Source organism: Prosthecobacter sp., from assembly GCF_044378005.1.
In the GTDB taxonomy this organism is placed as follows: Bacteria; Verrucomicrobiota; Verrucomicrobiia; order Verrucomicrobiales; family Verrucomicrobiaceae; genus Prosthecobacter.
Window position 1 is genome coordinate 26,387 of record NZ_JBILYB010000016.1, and the last position, 22,876, is coordinate 49,262.

Here is a 22,876-nt window from a genome sequence, read left to right on the forward strand (position 1 = left end):
GCCCAAGGCAGCACGGCTTCCGGTATTTTTATAGCAGTGGAGCGCAACCTTCTGAATCCACAGGGCGTCCACAGGCGAACAATCAGCCTACTCGCCCCCCGCTCATCCATGCCCCGACAACGCATTGCCATCATCGGTTCCGGTATTTCCGGGCTGGGATGCGCCCATTTCCTCCATCAGCGCCACGACATCACCGTCTATGAAGCGGCGGACTACATCGGCGGCCACACAAACACGGTCACGGTGACGGAGGATGGTAAGGAACTACCGATTGATACGGGCTTCATGGTCTTCAATCACCAGACCTATCCCCTGCTCTGCCGCCTCTTTAAGGAGCTGGGCGTGGAGACGAAGCGCACAGATATGTCCTTCAGCCTCCGCCATCTTCCCACCGGGTATGAGTACAACGGCAAGAACCTAGACACCATCTTTGGACAGCGGAAGAATCTGGTGAGCCCCCGCTTCTGGAGCTTCCTGCTGAAGATCAAGCGCTTCAATGAAGAGACCGTGGAGGCGATGAATGACCCCAGTGTGGAGGGGCTGACGCTGAGGGAGTATGTGGCGGCACGGGGCTATGGGCAGGACTTCCTGGACCTGTACATCATCCCGATGGGCAGTGCGGTCTGGTCCACCCCACCGGAGCGGATGCTGGAGTTCCCCGCCAAGACGCTGATGCACTTCTGGTTTAACCACGGCTTCCTCGGCATGAAGACGCGCCACCCCTGGTGGACGGTGGTGGATGGCAGCCGTCAATACGTACGGAAGATGGTCCCGCCCTTCCGCGACAGCATCTGGCTGAATGCGCCGGTGGAGCAAGTGGATCGGCGGAATGGCAAGGCGGTGGTGTATGTCAAAGGCCATGCGCCAAAGACCTATGACAAGGTCATCATGGCCACCCACACTCCGACGACGCTGCGGATGCTGGCCGAACCAACAGAACTGGAGATGGAGATCCTGCCCGCCTTTCAGTATCAGCAGAATGTGGCCACGCTGCACACGGATGACCGCTTCATGCCGAAGACCAAGAAGTGCTGGGCGGCGTGGAACTACCACATCGAGTTTGACCAGCGGGGCGTGATCCAGCCGAGCACGCACTACTGGATGAACCTGCTGCAAGGCGTGTCTGAGAAGACGAACTACTTTGTCAGCATCAATGGCGAGGACGCCATCGCGCCCGAGAAAGTCATCAAGCGCATCCAGTATGAGCATCCACTCTTCGACGTGAAGGCCACCGCTGCCCAGAAGCGGGTGCCGGAGCTGAATCAGATCTCCCCCGATCAGACGACCTACTTCTGCGGTTCTTGGACGCGCTACGGCTTCCATGAAGACGGCTTCATGTCGGCCGTGAATGTCTGCCGTGACCTTCTCGGGGAGGAGCCGTGGTAGAATGAACTCGGCGCTCTACCGCTGCCGCGTGCTGCATCATCGGCTCAGGCCGAAGCAGCACCGCTTTGCGTATGGCGTCTTCTACTTATGGCTGGACCTAGATGAGCTGGACTCGCTCTCCGCGCGGCTGCGTGGCTTCAAGAGGAACCGCTGGAGTCTGTTCTCCTTCTACGACAGCGATCACATCATCAAAGACAGCCGCACGGCGAAGGCGAATGTGCTGCAAACCATGCAGGAAGCAGGTGTGGACACGACGAGGATCACTCGCGTGATGCTGCTGACCTTTCCCCGCGTGCTGGGTTATATCTTCAATCCGGTGTGCTTCTACTATGCCTTTGATGCCGCAGGCGATCCCGTGGCTGCTGTGGCGGAGGTGACGAACACGTTTCACGAGCAGAAGCCGTATGTGCTGACGGAGTTCGAAGCTGAGCATGATCGCTTCCGACTGGCGACACCAAAGCACTTCTATGTGTCACCCTTCTTCGGGCTGGAGCTGAAGTTTGACTTCAAGCTGAGGCTGCCGGGCGAGAAGCTGGAAATCCATGTCGATGACCAGGACGGGGACGAACGGGCGCTCATCACCACGCTGACGGGCGAGCGCCATGAGATGAACGATGCCAGCCTGTTGGCTGCCTTTTTCAAATACCCGCTCGTGACCCTGCGGGTGATTTTTCTTATCCACTGGCATGCTTTACGCCTCTGGATGAAGGGTCTGCACGTTTATCGAAAAGCGGATCAGCCAGAACTCCAGAGGGAGGTCTATCGTCCGCACCGCTCCATTCTCCCGACAAAGCCATGAACTCGTCCACGCTCACCCTTACCGATGAACTCGACACGCTGCAGCCTCTGGCACGGCGTGAGGGTTTTTATGAAAAGCTCGTCATGAAAACTCTGCGCAGCTTTCCCATCGGAGGCCTGCGCATGGTGCTGCCGGATGGCAGCAGCCAGTCACTGGGCGCTCAAGATGCCGAGCATGGCCTGGAGATGCGGGTGCGGAGCTGGGAGTTCTTCCGCCACTGCGCGTTGTTTGGCAATGTGGGCTTCGGTGAGGCCTATGTGGAAGGTGACTGGGACAGCGATGATGTGGCGGGAGTGATCTCGTGGTTCATCCAAAACATCCACGCCACACAGGGCAGCAAGGCTTCATCGACGCGTCTGGCAGGCACGAATCTGCTGAAGTTTTACAATCGTCTGCTGCATCGCCTGCGGCCAAACAGCGTGAAGACCAGCCGACGCAACATCGCGGAGCACTATGATCTGGGGAACGACTTTTACTCTCTGTGGCTGGATGAAACGATGACCTACTCGGCGGCGAAGTTTACGGAAGAAGGTCAGCCGCTGGCCCAGGCGCAGTGGAACAAGTATGAGGCCCTCTGCCAAAAGCTGGAGTTGAAGCCCACGGACCATGTTTTGGAGATCGGCTGTGGCTGGGGCGGCTTTTGCACCCACGCGGCACGCGAACATGGCTGCCGCGTGACGGCGGTGACGATCTCCCAGGAGCAGCACAAGTATGCCACGGAGCGTGTGAAGCGTGAGGGGCTGGATCACCTGATCGAGATCCGCCTTCAGGACTACCGGCACATCACCGGCCAGTTTGATAAGATCGCCTCCATCGAGATGCTGGAGGCCGTGGGCGATGCGTATGTGGATGGCTACTTTGCCAAATGCCACGAGGTGCTGAAGCCAAACGGCCTGCTCGCCTTCCAGGTCATCACCACGGCGGACTGCCGCTATGACAACCTCAAGAAGGGCGTGGACTGGATCCAGAAGCACATCTTCCCCGGCTCTCTGCTGCTGAGCATGGCCCGCATCAATGAAGCCGTGAACAAGACAGGCGACATGTTCCTCCACGGCCTCGAAGACCTCGGCGCAGGCTATGCCAAGACACTGCGTCTATGGTATGAGCGCTTCAACGCCAAGCTCGATGAGGTCAAAGAGCTCGGCTTTGACGACCGCTTCATCCGCAAGTGGAACCTCTACCTCCAATACTGCGAGGCCGCCTTCGCCACGCGGAACATCAGCGTTGTCCAAGCGGTCTATACCCGCCCGAACAACGGCGCGCTGCATCGGGTTTGGTAGTCCTTAGTCAGCTTCACCGCTACGCGATGATGAAGAGATCTCGAATGGAGCGGTGTGGAGGGGATCACGGACTCACTCCGTCTCCATCCAGACTCTGCTAGACTGGATGGGGGCGCTGCTGGCGGTACTCTCCGGGAGCAGGGAGTAGCCGTGACCACGTTTGGCACCACCCGCCTCGTAGTCGATCAGGATGCCCGCAAAGTTCGAGGTCACTGAGGGTGTGCCCTCTCGGAAGGTGCCGCTGAAGACTCCAGTAGCCGCATCCACTCTTAGAATAAAGGTCCGCGTATTAGCAGGCACTTTCACGGTGTTGGGCGCGGTGATCGTGAAGGGCTGCTGGAAGCCGGGGACACGACTGTCCGCAAAGTCGAGCTGCATGGCGGCTGGTGTGCTGGTCAGGCCGAGGTAGCTGTGGATGTTACCAGAGAGGTACTTGCCACCGAAAAGGTCGAGCGCATGTCTGGAGAAGCCAGCCTTGTAGCTCCGGTCCGCCTTGCTCAGAGGCTGGGCGATTTTGAACCAATCAAATGCAGATGTGGTGTCACTGACAATATCCAGGGTGGTGGGATTGATGACACACTGCCCCTGAAGGCTCCCAGTGTTGAGATACATCATGGCGTGCAAGGGCACGATGTGGTCGGCGGCCATAAAGCTGCTGAAGGTGAAACTGACACCGTCTGCCGTCTTGCCTGCCCACGTGGCTGTACCGTTCGCGGTGATGGTGACACTGGCATACCCATCTCCTTGCGGAAACATGGTCTCCAAAGGTGCCGCAGTGGTCTGGAGGGCCGCATTGTAGCGCCCCTGCTCTGCTGTGGGCACAGTAGTCGTCGTGGTCCACGTGTTTCGACGGGCGGTGAAGATGGCATCGTTCAGCGGAACCGTGGCGGTATGAATGGAAAGCGAATGCAGCGTGTCATGCAGGGCCAGGATGCTGGCGCTGGGGCCATGCCAGGCGAGCGCCGCGGGGTGGTCGTCAGGGCTGAGTTCCTCGGAAATAGTGGCGACCACACCACTGCGACTGATCTGACGAAGAACCTTGTCTGCCACAATCAGCGTGCCATCTCCACGCGTGGCGATACCACGAGGTGAGTTGAAGCGGGCATTGGCAGTGATGCCGTCATCCATGCCTGACACACCAGGCGAGCCAGCATAGGTGGAAACCAAACCATTGAGCATGATCCGGCGGACGACTTGGTTGCCGGTGTCCGTCAGGAAGAGATTCTTGATCACAGGGTCATACACGATGCTGGTGGGCGTATTCAGCCGACTGGTAGCTATCTGGCCGTCCTTGTGTCCGGGTGTATTCGCGAGGCCAGCGAGAGTGGTTACCACACCGGCCGGGGTGATCTTTCGCACGGTGTGATTGCCGCGATCGACCACGTAGAGATTGCCCGCCGGATCAAAGCAGACGCCGCAAGGAGAGGTGAAACGCGCAGCGGCGGCCAAGCCATTGGTGCTACCCGGCTGCCCCGCTGCCCCTGCAAAGGTGGTGACAGTGCCTTCGGGTGTCACTTTGCGAATGGTGGAGTTTCCAGTATCCGCCACAAACAGATTTCCAGCAGCGTCCAGGGCGAGGCCTTCAGGCGCGTTAAAGCTGGCGGCACTGCCCGTTCCATCCGCTGATCCTGCCGTCGTACTGCCAGCAAGGGTCGTGACGATCCCGAGCAGAGGGTCAATGGTGCGGATGGTATGATTTGCCGTGTCTGAAATGAAACCACTGCCATCCGCACGCAGCACGATGGCGGAGGGACTACGGAAACGCACGCTGCCATAGTCTCCATCAACGAGCCCCGGAGATGCAGGCTCACCCGCTTCAAACTGGCCCTGCGTCATCTTGGTGCGCGGGTCAATGATGACGCCCTCAATCCGATCCGTGCCTGTGGTGAAGTTCATGCGCATGTCCAGTGTGTCTAGCGTGGTGGGGCTGCGGAAAATCGTAACATCAGCATAGGGGTCACTGCCTGGGGAAACCTCGAGAGCGCCCCTGATCGTGTGCTTCTGACCCGCCAGCGTGGCTGAGCCAGTGATCACGCCCGTGGCGGCGACAGTGATCTGCACATGGCCACCGAGGCCGAAGTTGGAATGTGCCGAACGTGCAACGATTCCATTGAATGTCCCGATGAGGGAAGGGTCCAGCGCCTCGATGATCATGAAAAAATCAACAGCAGGTCCAGTGCCCCAGACATTGGTGGCACGTAGTGTGAGCTTGTTTGGGATGTAGTTTCCCGCGTTGTCTTTCTTGCTGGCAGCATTCGGCCTGCCGGAAATGCGGCCTGTGAGCGGATCAAGTTTCAGGCCAGTGGGCAAGCCAGCAACCGTGAAGCTTGTGGGTGAACCCGAGGCAGTCAGAAGCATGTCCAAGTTTTGGCCGACTGATACGGAGGCAGGCATGGGAATCGTGTCCATCACCGGCGGGTCGCCCAGCACACCGACTTCGATGTCTCCACAAGTCAGGCTAGGGTCATTGCCGGGTGTGTTCATGGTTACCACACAGGTGTAGGTGCCTGAATGCACGAAGTCAGCCTTCGTCAGTGTCATGACAGCCTTATCGGCATTGGCCACCACGGTGCCATTCGCCTGAGTTCCGTTCATCAGGGGCGCGCCTTCAAACTGCCACTCATAGCTCAGGCTCACCCCGACAGCCGTCGGGGCTGTGGCAATGCAGCGAAGGGTCAGCGTCGTGCCCCTTCTGACAGACTGCGTCGCGGCGGCAGGCGTCACAAGACCCAGGTAGCCTGCCTGTGAAGTCACGGGAAGGCTTTCGGCGTTATCTGCGACGACGATGTAAGAGCCGAGGTCGGAGCTGACGGTGGCAGGGAGCGTCAGACTCTCCTCAGTGGCGTTTGCGATGTTTAGCGTCCCCTTTCGCCACTGAAAGGTCATGGGCCGCCCGCCGCTGACGGTTGGGGCGAATGAAGCCGGCCCGCCCAGCAGAGCTAACACGTTTTGCGGCTGCACGGTAAAGGCTGGAGCCTCAGGATTCGGCACGAATAGCGCCGTGACCGTGGCAGACTTCAGCACCGGCGAAGTTGTAAAGGTCAGGCCACCCGTCTGCGCGTCCACTCCATTGACCCTCCATCGATCCAACATGTATCCAGGGCCGGGAGTTCCGGTGAAAGTGAAGGTGCCACCTTCAAGAATCGTCAATGGCGCGGCAGGACTGATGCTGCCGTCGCCTTCGCTCTCAGGTGTCAGCGTGTAGGAGGCGCGGATTCCCGTGCCGGTGATGGTGAACGAGTAAGGGTTCTGATCCGAATCGTCACTGGCGATGGTGACCACCGCCGTCCGCACTCCCAGGGCCGTCGGATCAAAGCGGATTCCAAAGCTGGCGCTGCCGCCGAAGGGCGAGATCGGCGTCACCGGCTGGGACTCGACGCTGAAGTCTCCGGGATTGGGGCCACCAATGACCACGGCCGGCGCACCGGTAAGGTTGAGTTTGAGCGAGCCTGGATTTCTCACCGTGTAAGTGCGGGTGATCACGCCCCCGCTCGTCGCTGCGTTGCCAAAATCTGTGTGATCGACCTCCGCCGGGGTTGCATCGCCATTGGCAATGAGTTCGTCATTTCCCCAGATCGAGATGACGGGATCCACAACGCCAATGGAAGTCCAGATCGCATCATTGTGAACTCCAGCGGCGAGGAGGCTGCCGTCCGCAGATCCTGCAAGCACGCTCCAGTCGTTATCGACCGCCTTCGGTGTCCATGTGTTGCCGCTGTCCACGGAAACGTAGATTCGTCCGGTGACACCGCCTTCCGCAGCAGCCATGTGGGTGCCGTCTCCAGACACCGTGATGCCTGTCCAGGCCCGGACGCTGTCTCGGGCTGTCCAGGTGACACCCGAGTCAGTGGAAACAAAAATCTCCGCTGAGCTGGCAAGGGCGGCGAGGACACGACCATCTGCTGAGCAGGCGATTCGTTTCCAAGCGCGCGCCGTTTCACGCGCCATCCACGTCACCCCGCTATCGGTCGAGGTATGGATCTGGCCTCCCTCGACAGCTGCCGCAAGCCGGGTGCCGTCTGAGGAGGAGGCGATGGTCCGCCAAGCACGCTGCTCTTCACGCGGAGCCCAGGTCATGCCATGGTCTGCCGAGGTGTGGATGAAGCCGCCGTGATCCACCGCGGCCAGATTCATCCCATCTGCCGAACAAGTGATGCCTGTCCAGTTCCTGGCATTTTCGACAGCTGTCCAGGTGGCCCCTGAATCGCTGGAAACATAGATCTGCCCGCCCTCCACCGTGGCCGCTAAGCGCGTTCCATCCGCAGAGCATGCGATGCCAGACCAGAGGCGGTTCGTTTCATGGGCAGTCCAAGTTAGGCCAGAGTCCGTGGAAAGGTGGATCTGCCCGCCATTCGTCGTGGCTGCCAATCGGCCCCCATCCGCTGAAACGGCCAGATGAGTCCAGACACGTGTGCCGGAGGCAGGCTGCGCCTCCCAGGATTCACCCGCAGGGCTGGTGAGGCGGCCTTCTCCTGCAATGGCAAAGGTAAAGGGTGACTCATCGTCATCATTCGGGGCCAGTCTGACCTCAGCAGTCTTCAGGCCCTCGCTCAGCGGGGAAAAACGAATGCTGAAAGTGGTGCTGCCCGTGCTGGCTGCCACTGGACTAGCAGGCTGGGCAATCACACTGAAGTGTGCGGCATCAGGTCCTGAGATCGCCACCCGATCACCCCCACCAACACCGGCGAGCGTCAATTCAGATGAGCCCAGGCTACGCACCGTGAAAGTGCGTACGAGACCACTGCCGCCAAGAGCCGCACGGCCAAAGTCTGTGTGGTCGGCGGTATCAGGCGTGGTGTCTCCTGAAGCGATGTTCACCCCATTCCCCACCACGGCGATTTCGGCATAATTGGGGCCGTAGAGGCGGACGATGCCATCCGCATCCGCACCGGTTCTTGCGCTCAGATCTCCCGAGATCACCCAGCCATCGGCTATAGCGGCAGCCCGTCCAGGGTCTCCGGTGTAAGTTTGCTGCACGGTGCCGGCAGGAGTGGAGGACCACTCGTACCGCCGGAGGGTGTTGTTTGACTGGGCAATGATCGTGTCACCTTCGATCGCAAGCGTGCTGCCGAATGTCACCGTGGTATCTCCTGGCAAAGTGCCCAGGGTGAAGGCGGGCACCAGGGGAGTAGCGGAGGCGAGATCATAAGCCATGACTTTTCTGACCAGGCTTCCGGCGTTGCCTGCCTGCATCACGGTGGCCAGCAGCCGGTCTCCATCCATCGCAATGCTGTCTCCAAATCCTGCGTCGATTGCCTGCACGGGAGAGGGGATGATCAAAGTGGGCGTTTCGGGAGTTGTTCCTGCGAGTTCATAAATGAACACCAGACCGGGGAATATCCGGTAATCTAGAGAGGTTGGTGCGGCCACCGCCAGGCGGCTTCCGCTTAGCGCGAGCGCCCACGCAAATTTACCCCGGCTGTATGGAGGTGGGTAGGAGATTCTGCGAATCGGCACTGTCGGCGTGGCGGACGACAAGTCATACACAATGACCTCTCCTTTTTGGTAGTACAAAGCCTGGTTTGAAACCACAAGAAGGCTGCCTTCAAGGTCCAGGCGGTAGCCGAACAGGTCGTTGCCTGAGCCCGGTGCGGGGTTGGGATTGACCAAAGTATGGATGGGCACCTGCGGCTGCGGACCCTCCAGGTCATAGACGTAGGCTTTGCCAACCCGATCCGTGGGGCCATCATCAAAATATGGCGCGGACACCACCAGGAGCCTGCCGCTGAGGGCTACCTGGAGGCCAAACTGGTCCTCCTCCCCAGGCTCCGGGCTCGTCAGCGTCAAAACCGGCACGTTGGGAGTACTGGATGTGCGGTCAAAGACATCGACACGGCCAGCCCGCAGTTCACCACGGTTGGCATCCGGTGCTCCGACCGCCATCCGGTTGCCATCGATGTCCACATCGCTTCCAAAGTCATCGTACACATTTTTCCGGGGGTAGATCCAGCGCGGGGCTGAACTGCCAACAAACCAGGTCGCCAGGGCGCCGGCCGTGGCCGCGTCATGGCTGTTCTTCGGAACGCCAACGATGGCGATGCTCGCATTCTGGTTCCACGCAGCCGTTGCACCAAAGGCCTCACCGTGGGCCGGGGAGCCGCTGACGTAGAGCTTTGGCGGTGTCGTGGCGGAGTTCAAGTTGTAATGGTATGCGCAGCCTAGCTGCTGGGCTCCGTTGCGGATGTCACCGGGGTTGCCCACGAGCAGATTGGGGTACCGCAGCGCAACGGAGGTGCCAAAACCTTCTCCCACAATCCCAGGCGCGGGATTCTCCAGGATACGGAAAGGCACCGCAGGGGTCGCACCTGTCAGAAGGTAGATGTAAACCCGCCCTTGATAGTTGGACGCTTCCGGTGCCCCTACCGCCAGAAAGCTGCCATCGAAGGAGAGGCTGGCGCCAAAATATTCGTTTTCCGTGGCGGCCGCCGGGCTCGTCAGTTCCAGCTGCATTGTTGGCGAGCTGGTGGTGTAGATGTAAACCTTGCCCTTCCTGCCGCCATTACCGGGATTTCCCACGGCCATCTGGTAGCCGGAAGAGATCGCCAGCGTCTGGCCGAAAAACCCTCCTTCTGCTGGCGCGGGATTCGGGATGGAGAACTGCAGAGGGGCGCCCGTGGCACGAAAACGATACCCGTGGACAATCCCCGTGGCGGCCGCCGCAGTGTCGATCCCTAGCGCGGACACGGCGGCAAAACCTGAGCTGCTGCTCATGGCCACGGCCGAGCCAAACTGCTCAAACCCCAACGGATTCGGATTCACCAGGGTCGCATAGGGTTTTGTGTCCGGGGCAAGCTTGTGAAAGCAGTAGGCATCACCTGCCAATGAGCTGCCATTGACCGCATTGTGTGGTGCACCGACGGTGAAGTAATCGTCATCGATCGCCACCGCATGGCCAAACCTGCCACCCTGGGGGGAATGCAGGTTGGGGTTGGGGTAGGTGGCACGCCGTGCGGTGATCGCAGCGGTGGGAAACTCATATAGCGTCACGGTGCCCTCCTCCCAGGAACCATCCAGTACGTTCGCCCTCGGTTCGCCCACGATCATGTCGTTTCCATCTGTGGCGATGGCGGCACCAAAGTCACCGTATTCATACCGCGCCACATGCGGGTTCTTGATCTCCCCGCGAAGCACTTCAGGAACTTGGGCAGGGGCCGAGCTAATCCAAATGGAGCATAGGGCGAGGGGCAGTGACAAAAGTCGTTTCATCCCCCTCGCATCCCCGGCCTGTGAAAACTTGTTTCACTCGCCCGCGACTTTTTTCACCGCAGGCAAATCCGGCACCACGAGTATGCAGCGGAAGCCGATGCAGCTCTCGCGCACGTTGGCCCGCTCAAAGCGGCGGTAGTCTTTGCGCATCTGCGGCTTGTAGCCGCCCTCCACCCAGGAGCCGCCGCGCAGGGTCATCTCGGCGGAGATGACATTCGGTGGGGACTCGCACCACTCCCACACATTCCCCCAGACATCGAAAAGGCCGGTGCTCACGGGTGGGAAGCGCCCCACGGGCGCGGCGCGGGGGAATTCATCATTATGCCCCGGCAGTGAAAGCCACGCCACAGGCCAGTTCGCATCGCGAGCCTCCGTGCCAGCATAGTTCGCGAAGTTCGGCGGCGGTGGCCAGCCTTGCCCCCAGGGATGCGGCGGGCCATTCATCGACTTGTGACGCCTCTCCACGACGAGTTCCGTTTCCGCCGGAAGGCCGGCCGCGAGGCTCCATTCGTCATCCGTGGGCAGGCGATAGTATTCATTGGCCGCCAGCCGACCCTGACGCTGCTCACGCCAGGTTAGCCACGCGCAAAATCGCCGCGCCATGTAGATGTTGATACCGCACGCCGCGGTGTCAGGCGTGTGCCCCAGGGCGAGCAATCCTGCGCTCACATCCAGCACGCTGTTTTCCTGCGATTCCCAGCCAGAAGGCCGCACATCCGTCAGGCGCACGCGAGTGACGGCCTCCACGCCGAAGGCCTTTTTCCACGCTTCCCACTCCAAACCCTGCCCAGCCACGGAGAGAAGAAAATCACTCATCCGCGTCTCATGCTGGCACACCAGGGCCCGCTCGATGCCCGGCACGGGAATGAAGCGCATGTCGAGGCTGTTTTTCCAGGGCTGCTCACGCGTCGTGGCCGCTGGATTGGCGAAACCTTTGGCATTCAGACTCGGCGGAGGTGGTGCAGGTGGCACCGGACGCGGAATAAGATAACCAATCACACCCGCAAGCACCACGGAGGCCGCGATCGCCGCCGCGAACTTCCAGCGATGCCGCCGCAAACGTGCCGCGAGTGCTCCTGCGCGAACTTCATCAAGCTCACGCAGTCTTTTGAGAATGACTTCAGCGGACTCCGGCCTCTTCGCAGGCTCTTCAGCGAGAAGTGATTCGATCAAAGCATCCGCCTCGCGTGGCAGATCACACTTTTCCGACACCCGTGTGAAGCGGCCCGCTGGCGGAGCACCCGTGAGCATCTCGTAAAGCATCACCCCCAGTGCATACAGATCCGCCGAGGTCGTTGCGGGTTCACCTCGCATCACTTCCGGGGCCAGGTAGTAAGGCGTGCCAAACGTGATGCCGTCTCGCGTCATCGTAACCTTTGCCTCCGCACTGATCTCACGAGCCAGCGAGAAATCCGCCAGCTTCACCGCGCCATCACGACCAATCAGCACATTCGCCGGCTTCAAATCACGATGCACGAGACCACGCTCATGCGCATGAGCGATGGCCTCCGCCACGCCTTGCACAATTTGCAGCGCACGCTCGACGGGCAGCCGCTGAGCCTGCATGAGCCGCTGCAAGTCGCAGCCTTCGACGAACTCCGTGATGACATAAAAACGTGCATCCGCCGTCTCGCCACAATCCAGCACCTGCACGATGCCCGGATGCTCCAGGCTGCGCAGCGCCGCTGCCTCAGCCTCCATGCGTGCGGCGCTTTCGAGGTCCTGCGTGCGGAAAACCTTCACCGCGCCGAGAGCATCATCCTCCAGCCTCACCGCACGCCACACGATTCCCTGCCCACCCGCACCCACTGGCTCCAGCACATCCCAACCGGGCAAAACAGGCCTTTCGCCCCGATTTTCCACCGCAGGAGGCGGCGCAAGATGACCCTCTAGCGATTTCGCCACGCAGCGCGGACACAGGCCTGCAAAACCATCGGCCGGGAGCTCGGCGTGGCATTCGGGACAGTGAGTGGTGGAAGTCATCGTAAGTTCATCCCCGGATGAATGGAGATTGTTTCACTGCGAATGTGCAATCACGCCGATGAGGTAACGCACCTCCTCATCCGCCTCCGCTGCGTTTTCCACCGTGGCGCTCACTTCCGCCTTCAGCATCTCCGCCAGGCGCTGTCGTGCCCGATGCACCGCCAGCCGAACCTGGGCTTCAGGAATGCCAAGCTGCTCCGCCACGGCCGGAGTATCCGCGATACCACCGGGCCGCAATAAGCCACCCTTGATCGCCTCGAACACCTCGCTGCGGCCTCGTTTTGCATAACTCTCTGCCACTTTCGACAAGGCCCGCCCCAGCACCGCCTGCGCCCACTCGCGATCATACGCCTGCTCCGCCAGCGAGCGCTCCGTCTCGGCGATCTCCGGCACCTCGTCGATGTTATCTGCCGTCACACCATCGCCTCGGCGCTGCGTGGATTGATTCCGCCAGTGATTCGTCAAAAAGTTCCCCGCCGCGTGCTTGATGAAGGTGCGAAGCTTCGAGAGATCTGGGCTCGCCCGCTCAAAGCCGCCATTCCGCAAAAAGGAAGCGAAGAACTCCTGCGTCACATCTGCCGTCTCCTCCTCACGGCATCCCAACGCCCGCAGATACCGCCGCACCGGCTCCCAATAGGTTTTACAAAGGGAATCCAGCGCTTCCTCCGCCGTCGGCACCGCCTCACCACCCTGCACCCGCCGCACCAGCGTCCAAGCGGTGGCGGGGAAGAGTGCGTGGGCTTTTTCGGTAACAGCCATCTTGCCCAGATAGACGAAACGCCGCATTTCAGCAATCCATCCGTGGCGTGACCTTCGTAATTCTGGCTCGTGATCCTCACCCTCCGTCTCTTCTTCATCATCGTGCTCGTCTCGATGCTCTGTGTCACGACGTGGGCGAGCAAGCAGATGGCGCTGTGGAAGATCCCGTATGAAACGTGGACGCATCCGTGGTTCATCGCGACTCTGTTTGATGCCTACTGGGGCTTCCTTACCTTCTGGTGCTGGGTGGTTTACAAAGAGGTGTCGTGGGTGGCACGCGGTGCCTGGTTGATCGCGATCCTGCTGCTCGGGAACATCGCCATGGCGGTGTATGCGCTGATCCAGCTCTTCAAAGTGCCGCTGAATGCCACGATGGAAGACGTACTGCTGCGGAGGACACAGGGATGAAAGCCAGGCTTCATCGCTGGTTTGTCCGGCCAATTGTGCAGCAACTCACCCAAGGTGTGACGCCGCCCAAAATTGCCCGAGCGATCTCCTGGGGTGTGACGTTGGGCATCTTCCCGATCATCGGTTCAAACACGCTGCTGACCTTGCTTGTCGGTGTGCCTTTGAAGCTGAATCAACCGGTGCTACAAGCCTTCAAGACGATCTCGTATCCGCTTCAGTGGAGTTTGCTGCTCATCTTCTACCGGGCGGGCGAGTGGCTCTTCAATGCGCCGCATGTGAGCATTCACATCCCGACGATGATGAAGCGCTTCTTTGACGAGCCGGGCCCTTTCTTCCGCGACTACGGCATGACCGCGCTGTATGGCATCGCGGTCTGGTGCTTGATCGCTCCGATCCTGCTGCGGGCACTCTCATGGATCACTGAACCCCTCATTGAGCGGCTTGCCAGACTCCGGCGGACCTCACCTGTGACTTCGATTTCATGATCATCTCTGCGCTCATCCTGCTGACCTTATTCCTCTTCACCTGGTGGCTCAGTGTGAGGCTGGACAACTACTCTTTCGTCGATGTGACGTGGTCGCTCTCCTTTGCGCCCGTGGTGGCTTGGTATGCTGTTTCAGGAGACGGCTGGTTACCTCGGCGGCTTGCAATCGCGGCTCTGGTGGGAGCTTGGAGTCTGCGGCTGGGCACCTACCTTTGGCGGCGAGTCGCCAGCCATCATCCGCATGAAGATGTGCGCTATGCTGTGCTGCGGGAAAAATGGCAGGCCAACCTGAAGCGGACGTTTCTCTTCTTCTTCCTAGCTCAGGCGGTGCTGGTCTGGCTGCTGATGCTGCCGGTGAGCATCATCACTCAGCAGGCTGAGCCCGGCTTCCAGGTGCTGGAGATCATCGGGCTGCTGCTGTGGCTCATGGCGCTGATCGGCGAAGGTGTGGCCGACGCACAGCTCGCACGTTTCCGCCGTGAGCACCCAGGCGGTGGCATCTGCCAGACAGGTCTGTGGTATTACTCCCGGCATCCGAATTACTTCTTCCAGTCGCTGCTTTGGTGGGGGCTCTTTCTCATGGCACTGCCTGCGCCCTGGGGCTGGACGGCCGTTGTAGCTCCGCTGGCGATGCTGCATTTCCTCCTGAACGTGACGGGCATCCCACTCACGGAAAAGCTCTCCCTCCAGAAGCGAGGCGATGCCTACCGCGAGTATCAGCGCACCACGAGCGCCTTTGTGCCCTGGCGGAGGAAGCCGTGATTCGACCGAATCGTCGCAACCCCACCTCAGAGCTCAAATGGGGGCGTTCGGCCTGTGAAACCTTTTCATCCCCGCATTTGACAGGCTGGAGTGGGCGTGTACTATCGGCCCCCCTTCCAAAAAAGGCATACCCGCTATGGCAAACGTCGAAGTCATCCTCAAAGAAAAAATCAAAGGTCTCGGTGCCGAGGCCGATGTCGTGAAAGTGAAGCGTGGCTTCGCTCGCAATTTCCTGGTTCCTCAGGGCAAGGCCTTCGAGGCCAGCGCAGGCAACCTCCGCCACCTGAATCATCTGAAAGCCGCACGCGCTGAGCGTGAGGCCAAAGAGCTTCAAGAAGCCGAGAAAATCGCCTCCAAGCTGAAGAAGCTGAAGCTCAAGCTCACCCTCCAGACCGGACAGGGTGGCAAAGCTTTCGGCTCCATCACCAACATGGACATCTCGAAAGCGGTGCTTGAGAGCAACGCCAAGGTTGAACTCGACCGCCACCAGATCCAGCTCGACAAGCCGATCAAGAGCACCGGCACTTTCGAAGTGCAGGTCAAGCTTCACGCTGACGTCACCTGTTTCCTCAAGCTCACAGTCACTGCCGCTGGTGGTGAAGGTGCTGCCGAGGAGTCCGACAGCGAAGAGTAGTCTCAAAACCCTTTTCAAAGCCGTGCCTGTCATTGGGCACGGCTTTTTTGTTGGCCCGAGGCAGAGCTCAATTCTTCCTCCACACGCAGAAAAGACGTGCATCACCACGTTGATTCAGGGCACTCTACGCCCCCTATGAAATCTGCCGTCTCCGCACTCTTTTTGACCGCCCTTTCCGTCACTGCCGCCGAACCTGTCACGATCAAGCTCTGGCCGCAGGGAGCTCCCGAGCAGCCCGGTGTGAAGATCGGCCCCGAGGAGGAAATTCAAAAGGGAGACGGCATCAAGCGCGTGACCAACGTGACTGATCCCACAATCACGATCTACAAACCCGAAAAGGCCAACGGCACCTCCGTCATCGTCTGCCCAGGCGGCGGCTACGGCATCCTGGCCATTGAGCACGAGGGCACGAAGGTGTGTGAATACCTGAACACCCTCGGTGTCACCAGCGTGCTCCTGAAGTATCGCGTGCCCCGCCGTGATCCTGTGAATCCAAGCCGCGAGCCACTCCAGGACGCCCAGCGCGCCATCGGCATCCTGCGCCATCGGGCGGCCGAATTTGGCCTGAAGCCTGACCGCATCGGCATCCTCGGTTTCTCCGCAGGTGGGCACCTCACCGTCATGGCCACACTTCATGCCAATGACCGCACCTACACTCAGGACAGCACTTTGGACGTGCCGGATGCCACCCCCAATTTCAGCATCCCCGTCTATCCCGCCTACCTCGTCAGTAAGGACGACACCTTCACCCTCCTGCCTGAGATCAAAGTGACGGACAAATCACCGCCCATGTGCTTGGTCCATGCCCATGACGACAAAGGTGTCACCAGCGCGAGTTCCAGCGCCCTTCTCTATCTCGAATACAAGAAGCTCAACCTCCCAGCCGAACTTCACATCTTCGCCAAAGGCGGTCACGGCTTCGGCATGAAGGAATCGGGGCTTCCCACTGCCTCCTGGCACATCCGGGTCGGTGAATGGATGAAAGCCATGGGCTGGCTGGAGTAATTCCCGCAGCTAAACATCGATCACCTTGCCTGAACTCTTGGCTGGAGGCGCTGCCTGGGCAGCTTTCCACTCCTTGTAGCGCTCTAACTCACGCTCGATGAGCTTCAGGCAAAAGGCGACCACTGTGGCATCGTCGAGGTAGCCGACGCCGATGATGACATCGGGAATCACGTCTGCCGGATTCAGAACGTAAAGCAGGGCAAGTGCCCCGGCGCTGATGACCCAGTAAGGCACCTCGCGGTAATTACCCGCCCAGTAGTCCTTCACGAGGGAAAGCACCACCTTGGCGCTCTCCATGACTTTACGGAGGCGCGGCAGCTTGTCTTCGATCTCCTTGGCACGCTGAGTGACCTTGGCGATGTCGATATCGTGCTGATTGTCCGAAGAGGGTGGCATGGCGGTGAGGCAGGTTCAGAAAGCTACTACCAGAACAGCAAAAAGCCCGCTCATTTCTGAGCGGGCTTTTTTTACACTTCTGGCGGAACGGACGGGACTTGAACCCGCAACCTCCAACGTGACAGGCTGGCGCTCTAACCAATTGAGCTACCGCTCCAGTATCCAGAATCGTGGGCCGCGATACTAGCGGCACATGGCGTGGAGGCAACTGGAAATTACTCTTTTCACACAAAAAAATCATGCCGCAGGGGCGGTCTCGATCTTCACGACGATGTCGTCGAAGAAAATCGGGGTCTGTGAATAGGGTGTGCCCCAGACTCCGGCTTTGCCCTGGCCCTTCAGACCTTTGTCCTCGGCTTTCACCGCAGCCTCGGCAGGTTCGGCAGCATCAGCTGGCCAGGCTTTGCCGGTGATGAGCCAGGCATCACCTTCACCACGCTTCACATCGAGCTTCAGCTTCAGCCAGGCGTCGCTCGTCCAGATGAATGGGACGCTGGCGATCACGACATCGGATTTCACGAGTTCGAGCTGCTTCTTCGCTGCATTCACGATAAGGCGATAGCCGCTCATGCCGTGGACGCTGACGCCGAACTTCGGCACGCTGCGCGCGCGCTTGCTGGCGAAGGCACGCGCCTCAATGCTGGACTCCCCTGCAGCGGAGGTGGCGACCTGGGCGCAGGCATCGGTGAGTTCGGCCCCTGGGTCGATGACGATGGCTTTGTTGCCATCCTTAGCGGTGATCTGGATCTTGCCTTCGACGATGAAGACTTCTTTGGGCACCTCCCCCTCGGGCCATTCATCGGCGTTGATCGTGAAGGTCTTCACCTCCCCGGCTTGAGCGAGGGCGGTGAGCATGAGGAGGCTGGCAATGAGGGGCTTTTTCATGAAGGCGATGCTAGGAGGGCGGAGGAAACGCGCAAGCGAGGGGAATCCTGCGCAGCATGATGGCTGTTTTGGGCGGGACGACCAGCGCCGACTCTCTCATTTTCCCGCTTTGACAATCAGGTCGGCGATCTTTTCCGCCGAGTTGCGCACGGCGATTTTGTTTGCCGCACGCTTCATCTCTTCGGACTTTTTGCTTTTGGTGAGGATGCCACGCACGGCATCGGCGAGGGAGTCGGCATTCAGATCCTTTTCGATGAGCATTTTTGAGGCACCCGCCTTGTCGAAGATCTCGGCATTGCGTGTCTGGTGGTCCTCTGCGGCAAAGGGATAAGGCACGAGCAGGCTCGGCACACCGAAGTAAGCCAGCTCTGACATGGAAGAGGCGCCACTGCGGGCGATGGCGAGATCCGCAGCCCGATACGCAAGGTCCATACGATGGCAGAAGGCGGCGAAGTGCTGGGGCAGCAGCGGATGCTTGGCATAGACATCACGGACTTCCTCGTAGTCGGTAGGACCGGCGATGTGGAGGACCTGGATGCCCATTTTTTCAAACTGCTCCAACGTCATGCCGACGACGCGGTTCACGCCGCGTGCGCCCTGGCTGCCGCCCATGATGAGCAGTGTTTTCTTCTTGGGATCGAGCTTGAAGAAGGCATGAGGGTCCTCCTTCGAGGTCTGGCGCATGGAACTGCGGATGGGCGTGCCGACGACGCGCACGTCTCCATGCTTGGGAAAGTGCGCTTTGCAGGCATCCAGCCCGCAGAGCACAGTGTCGGCATAGCGGGCATTGAGCCGGTTGGCCTTGCCTGGAATGGCGTTGCTCTCGTGGATGAGCGTGCGGCATTTTTCCTTCCGGCCGGCATAGAGCGGGGCAAAGGAGGTGAATCCGCCCATGCCGATGACGACACTGACCTGGTGATCCTGGATGATCTTTCGGCACTGCTTCATGCCTTTCCAGAGACCGGAGAGGAAGCCGATCATCTTCGGGGACCATGGCTTGGGCATGGCCAGGAAGGGCATTTTTTCGAAGCACAGCTCTTTGTGACCGGAGGCGGCGATGGAGTCGATCTTCTTTTCACTGATGAGCAGGGTCACGTCATGCCCACGGGCGCTGAGGACTTCGGCGACGGCAATGCCTGGAAAGAGATGGCCACCGGTGCCACCACAGGCGATCAGCACATGGATGGACTTGGGGTTGGATTTGGACTTCACGAAAAATCAGAGCTGGGGAGTCCAGCGGCGGTTCCGACGGATCACAGGAAGCTGATCCCACGTCAGATGCACGCCCTGGCGATGAATGTTGATCAGGATTCCCACGGCCACCATGGCCGCCAGCAGGCTCGATCCTCCGTACGAGACGAAGGGGAGTGGAAGTCCCTTGTTGGGCAGCAGAGCAGTGGTCACGCCCATGTTCAAGAGCGCTTCGAGTCCTAGGAGAAAAGTCAGTCCAAATCCGAGAAGCTTGCCAAAACGGTTCGGGGCATAGGCGCTGATGCACATTCCAGCAAAAATCATCACCACGAAGGCCACAATCGTGCCGATAACGCCCCAGAGGCCCAGTTCCTCTCCAACCATGGGGAAAATGAAGTCCGTGTGCGCCTCGGGCAGGTAGGAGAGCTTCATGCGGCCTTCACCGAGCCCGCGTCCCTCCATTCCACCGGAACCAAAGGCCAGCCAGGACACCCACTGCTGGAGACCGATGCCATCCTTGAATTTTTCGAGGTCGAAGATGGCCATCACACGCTCGAAGCGATTCGGGGCAAACTTGATGCCCACCGCCAAGGCCGCCAAAGAGAACCCGCCAATCGCCCCGAGAAAGCTGAAGCGTGTGCCTGCGACGAACATGATACCAGCACCGACTGTAGCCGCGACCACAGCGTTACCGAGATCGACCTCGCCACCGATGAGCAGAACCACGCCGCCGAGAATGGCACCGGGAAGCAGCAGGCCGTGCTTCAGCGTTCTCTCCAAGTCCTGATAGGTGGCAAACCAGCCTGCCATCGCCATGATAAGGGCGAGCTTGGCCAGCTCTGAAGGCTGCAAAGTCATCGAGCCTACGCCGATCCAACGCGCCGCCCCATTCACACGCTTTGCCAGGACCGCCTTGTAGCCGAGCCACTGCGAGAGATGCCATTCATAGCAGATGAGCAGCCCCAGCACAGCGATGCCCAGCACCCACCAGCGCCATTTGTACCAGCGGTTGTAATCAATCAGCGCCGTCACCACACAAGCAGCGATGGACAGTCCCACCCACATGACCTGCTTCCAAACCGTGACATACGCCTCCCCGCCACCTTCCTTGGTAAAGAAGCTCGTGCTCGCCAGCATCGTGATGCCAAGCCCGACGAGCAAGGCGACCGAGAGAATGAGGAAGAGGACAGAGCGTTTGGCCATGGTGATGGTTTGGCAGAGGTTAAAATCACTTCACGGGAATCACCAACTTCATACCTTCACGCAGCAATTCCGGCTTGGTAATCTTGTTCGCATCCTGGAGGGCTTTCACTGTCACACCTTGACGGCTGGCGATGCCATATAGCGTTTCATTGGGCTTCACAATGTAGGTCTTGGACTTTGCCGACGAAGCCTCGGTGGACTTCTTCTTCACCGCAGGCTTCTCGGCCACGGCAGGAGGAGTGTAGCGCTTCACAGGAATGGCCTTCGGCACATCGTCGTCAGCTTTGGCGATGATCCTCGGTGCTGGCTTAGGCTCAACTTTGGCTGGCGGTGCCTGCTCGACCTTTGGCGTCTCAGTCTTCGCCACAGGAGCGGGTGCGGGTGGGGTATCCTGCACGAGGGCTTCGGACTTCATCACTGGTTCACCCGTGGCTTCGGGAGTCACTGCGGCCGGAGGTGCGTCCTGGACGTTCGGAGCCACGAAGGAAACACCGTTGGTTCCAGGCGTCGGAGCCAGCTCATTGACGATGGTAGGCTGGAAGGAGAAGGTCTGCTCGCCAGGAACATTCAGAGCCATCGGCACTTCAGCCGCAGCAATGCTGGCATCCGGCGGAACAACCACAGGCAGCGCACCATCGGCACCGGCAACGCTCAGCCCGAGGGCCTTCACCACAGGTTGTTTCGGATAACGGATGATGCTGTTGGCTTCGAGCTGAGTGCCCTTGTCGAGCATGTTCATCTTGATGAGCACCTCTTCACTGACACCAAGCTTCTTCGCCACGCTGGCGATGCTGTCACCCGAGCGCCACTCATAGGTGGAGCAGTCTTCGATGGGTATCTGCGCTGCAATGTCTGCTGCATTCAATGCGGGTGGCGGAAGCGCACTCGCATTCGTCGCACTGCTTATGCTTTCAATGCTGACGGGAGCGCTTTCTTCTCCGTTAAGCCAGTCATAGACAATGATGCCGCCAATCACGACGACGTGAATGAGCAGCATGACAAAGAACATGCGTCCCATGCCCGAGTTTGGCTCGTGACGGTTCCACTCCTGGTCTTCGTTAACCATGGCAACGTTGTGTTTGTGTTTCTCACTCTTGGTGAGCTTCAGAATCAGTCTGTCGTTTTTCTTTTTCATGGTGTTGTCGGGTTCGTTGTTTGTGAAATCAGTTTTGTGCATTTACCGCTGTGCGGAATGCCTCTCCGCGCTGGCCGTAACCGGTGTACATGTCGAAGGAGGAGGTGCCGGGGCTTAGGATGATGCTGTCACCAGGCAGGGATAGCTCCGTGGCGATCTTCACCGCATCCGCCATGTCTGCCGCCATGCGGCAGGGGAGAAGATCGGCAAAGGTATCATGCAAGGGCTGCCTGATCTCACCGATGAGCACCATGGCGCGCACCTGACCATTCAGCGAGGCTCGCAGCGGCGTGTAATCGAGTCCCTTCTGCTTGCCTCCGGCGATCAGCACGATAGGACGGTCCATGGCACCGATGCAGGCTTCCAACGCGTGGAGATTCGTGGCCTTCGAGTCATTGATATACTCGCGGTCATTCAGCGCTCGCACGAGTTCACAGCGATGAGCTGGAGGCACATACCCGGCCACAGCAGCCAGCGCATCGGCATACGGCACACCATGAACATGACATGCCATCATCGCGGCGAGGATGTTTTCCATGTTATGCCGACCCCGCAGGCGGATGGCAGCGGCATCACCGATGCGCTGACCATCGACGAAGAATTCACCCTTCGAATAAACAGCATTCGCTTCCGCGCCATAGGCGGAGAACGTCAAACGTTTGGCCTTTCCCGACGAGACACATTCACCCGCCCTGACGATGGCGACATCTTCGGCGGTCACGTTTTCAAAGATGCGTGCTTTAGCGGCGAAGTACTCGGGCATCCCCGGATAGCGGTCGAGATGATCGGGAGCAAAGTTCAGCCACAGACTGGCCTTGGCCCGGAAGTTCTGAATGGTTTCGAGCTGGAAGCTGCTGATCTCCAAAGCCAGCACGTCATAGCTCTCGCCCGAGGCCACGACTTCGCTCAAAGAGATGCCGTGATTGCCACAGGGAATCGAGCGTTTGCCGCAGGCTTCAAAGATGTGTGCGATGAGCTCCGTGCAGGTGCTTTTGCCATTCGTGCCGGTGATGCCGACCATGGGCATGTCAGTCAGATTGAAGGCAAACTCCATTTCGCCTTCGAGAGTCACACCTGCATCCGTAAACTTCTTCGGCAGCGGCCATCCTGCATCCAGTCCGGGACTAATGATCACACGCTGGAACTCACCCGGCTTTATGAATAGATCACGAGCCGTCTTCCCTGAGATGGTGCGGAAGCTCTCGGCATGGAGCTTGTCGAGCGCTGACTGAAGTTTCACGGCATCGCCTTCATCAATCACGGTCACCTCTGCGCCATGCAGACGGGCCAGACGCGCAGCGCCGAGCCCGCTGCGTCCAGCACCGAGAATGGCGAAGTGTTGTCCTGTGAAGCGTGACAT

The 22,876-nt window shown here is 59.6% G+C and carries 17 protein-coding genes and 1 tRNA gene; 8 read left to right on the forward strand and 10 right to left on the reverse strand.

From position 1 onward, the window contains the following. The first annotated feature begins 108 nt into the window (after positions 1-108). Genes AC6FTP_RS05550 through AC6FTP_RS05560 form a run of 3 tightly spaced genes read left to right on the forward strand, consistent with a single transcriptional unit; the run spans position 109 to position 3,465 of the window. Entirely contained in the window at positions 109-1,386 is a 1,278-nt protein-coding gene (locus AC6FTP_RS05550; RefSeq protein ID WP_497205911.1) for an NAD(P)/FAD-dependent oxidoreductase, read from the forward strand. Between the two features lies 1 nt (position 1,387). After that, positions 1,388-2,185, forward strand: coding sequence for a DUF1365 domain-containing protein (locus tag AC6FTP_RS05555; RefSeq protein ID WP_497205912.1), 798 nt, complete (start codon positions 1,388-1,390; stop codon positions 2,183-2,185). Then, positions 2,182-3,465: a class I SAM-dependent methyltransferase gene (locus AC6FTP_RS05560; RefSeq protein WP_497205913.1), complete on the forward strand. Its 1,284-nt coding sequence runs from the start codon at positions 2,182-2,184 to the stop codon at positions 3,463-3,465. Before AC6FTP_RS05555 ends, AC6FTP_RS05560 begins: the two co-directional genes overlap by 4 nt. A gap of 72 nt (positions 3,466-3,537) precedes the next feature. Here the strand turns inward: AC6FTP_RS05560 and AC6FTP_RS05565 are convergent, their stop codons facing one another. The 3 genes from AC6FTP_RS05565 to AC6FTP_RS05575 are packed head-to-tail and all read right to left on the reverse strand — an operon-like array spanning position 3,538 to position 13,413. Continuing rightward, complete coding sequence (locus tag AC6FTP_RS05565) at positions 3,538-10,671, reverse strand: choice-of-anchor D domain-containing protein (protein ID WP_497205914.1); 7,134 nt, start codon at positions 10,669-10,671, stop codon at positions 3,538-3,540. A gap of 33 nt (positions 10,672-10,704) precedes the next feature. Continuing rightward, entirely contained in the window at positions 10,705-12,654 is a 1,950-nt protein-coding gene (locus tag AC6FTP_RS05570) for a bifunctional serine/threonine-protein kinase/formylglycine-generating enzyme family protein (protein WP_497205915.1), read from the reverse strand. Between the two features lie 33 nt (positions 12,655-12,687). Then, positions 12,688-13,413, reverse strand: coding sequence for an RNA polymerase sigma factor (locus AC6FTP_RS05575; RefSeq protein ID WP_497205916.1), 726 nt, complete (start codon positions 13,411-13,413; stop codon positions 12,688-12,690). 69 nt (positions 13,414-13,482) lie between these two features. Between AC6FTP_RS05575 and AC6FTP_RS05580 the strand changes: the two genes are divergently transcribed. The 5 genes from AC6FTP_RS05580 (at position 13,483) to AC6FTP_RS05600 (ending at position 16,706) form a co-directional block, all read left to right on the forward strand. Then, positions 13,483-13,821, forward strand: coding sequence for a DUF1475 family protein (locus AC6FTP_RS05580; protein WP_497205917.1), 339 nt, complete (start codon positions 13,483-13,485; stop codon positions 13,819-13,821). Beyond that, positions 13,818-14,306, forward strand: a complete 489-nt coding sequence (locus AC6FTP_RS05585; RefSeq protein WP_497205918.1) for a DUF2062 domain-containing protein — start codon at positions 13,818-13,820, stop codon at positions 14,304-14,306. The genes AC6FTP_RS05580 and AC6FTP_RS05585 overlap by 4 nt, the downstream gene beginning before the upstream one ends. Next, on the forward strand, positions 14,303-15,067 hold the full coding sequence (locus AC6FTP_RS05590; protein WP_497205919.1) for a DUF1295 domain-containing protein: 765 nt from the start codon (positions 14,303-14,305) through the stop codon (positions 15,065-15,067). Before AC6FTP_RS05585 ends, AC6FTP_RS05590 begins: the two co-directional genes overlap by 4 nt. A gap of 136 nt (positions 15,068-15,203) precedes the next feature. Further along, positions 15,204-15,701: a 50S ribosomal protein L9 gene (gene rplI / locus AC6FTP_RS05595; RefSeq protein ID WP_497205920.1), complete on the forward strand. Its 498-nt coding sequence runs from the start codon at positions 15,204-15,206 to the stop codon at positions 15,699-15,701. A 135-nt stretch (positions 15,702-15,836) separates the two neighbouring features. Further along, positions 15,837-16,706 carry an alpha/beta hydrolase gene (locus AC6FTP_RS05600; RefSeq protein WP_497205921.1) on the forward strand — a complete coding sequence of 290 codons (870 nt, stop codon included), beginning with the start codon at positions 15,837-15,839 and terminating at the stop codon, positions 16,704-16,706. Positions 16,707-16,715: 9 nt separating this feature from the next. On the opposite strand, the gene AC6FTP_RS05605 is transcribed toward AC6FTP_RS05600, so the two are convergent. The 7 genes from AC6FTP_RS05605 to murD form a co-directional block, all read right to left on the reverse strand. Beyond that, entirely contained in the window at positions 16,716-17,102 is a 387-nt protein-coding gene (locus tag AC6FTP_RS05605) for a YkvA family protein (RefSeq protein ID WP_497205922.1), read from the reverse strand. An 80-nt stretch (positions 17,103-17,182) separates the two neighbouring features. Next, a tRNA-Asp gene (locus AC6FTP_RS05610) sits at positions 17,183-17,259 on the reverse strand. Between the two features lie 80 nt (positions 17,260-17,339). After that, positions 17,340-17,987 carry a hypothetical protein gene (locus tag AC6FTP_RS05615; RefSeq protein ID WP_497205923.1) on the reverse strand — a complete coding sequence of 216 codons (648 nt, stop codon included), beginning with the start codon at positions 17,985-17,987 and terminating at the stop codon, positions 17,340-17,342. 96 nt (positions 17,988-18,083) lie between these two features. Beyond that, positions 18,084-19,199 (reverse strand): undecaprenyldiphospho-muramoylpentapeptide beta-N-acetylglucosaminyltransferase, encoded by a 1,116-nt coding sequence (gene murG / locus AC6FTP_RS05620; protein ID WP_497205924.1) that lies wholly within the window; start codon positions 19,197-19,199, stop codon positions 18,084-18,086. Positions 19,200-19,205: 6 nt separating this feature from the next. Beyond that, on the reverse strand, positions 19,206-20,381 hold the full coding sequence (locus tag AC6FTP_RS05625; protein WP_497205925.1) for an FtsW/RodA/SpoVE family cell cycle protein: 1,176 nt from the start codon (positions 20,379-20,381) through the stop codon (positions 19,206-19,208). 25 nt (positions 20,382-20,406) lie between these two features. Further along, complete coding sequence (locus tag AC6FTP_RS05630; protein ID WP_497205926.1) at positions 20,407-21,516, reverse strand: LysM peptidoglycan-binding domain-containing protein; 1,110 nt, start codon at positions 21,514-21,516, stop codon at positions 20,407-20,409. Positions 21,517-21,544: 28 nt separating this feature from the next. Further along, positions 21,545-22,876: a UDP-N-acetylmuramoyl-L-alanine--D-glutamate ligase gene (murD, locus tag AC6FTP_RS05635; RefSeq protein WP_497205927.1), complete on the reverse strand. Its 1,332-nt coding sequence runs from the start codon at positions 22,874-22,876 to the stop codon at positions 21,545-21,547.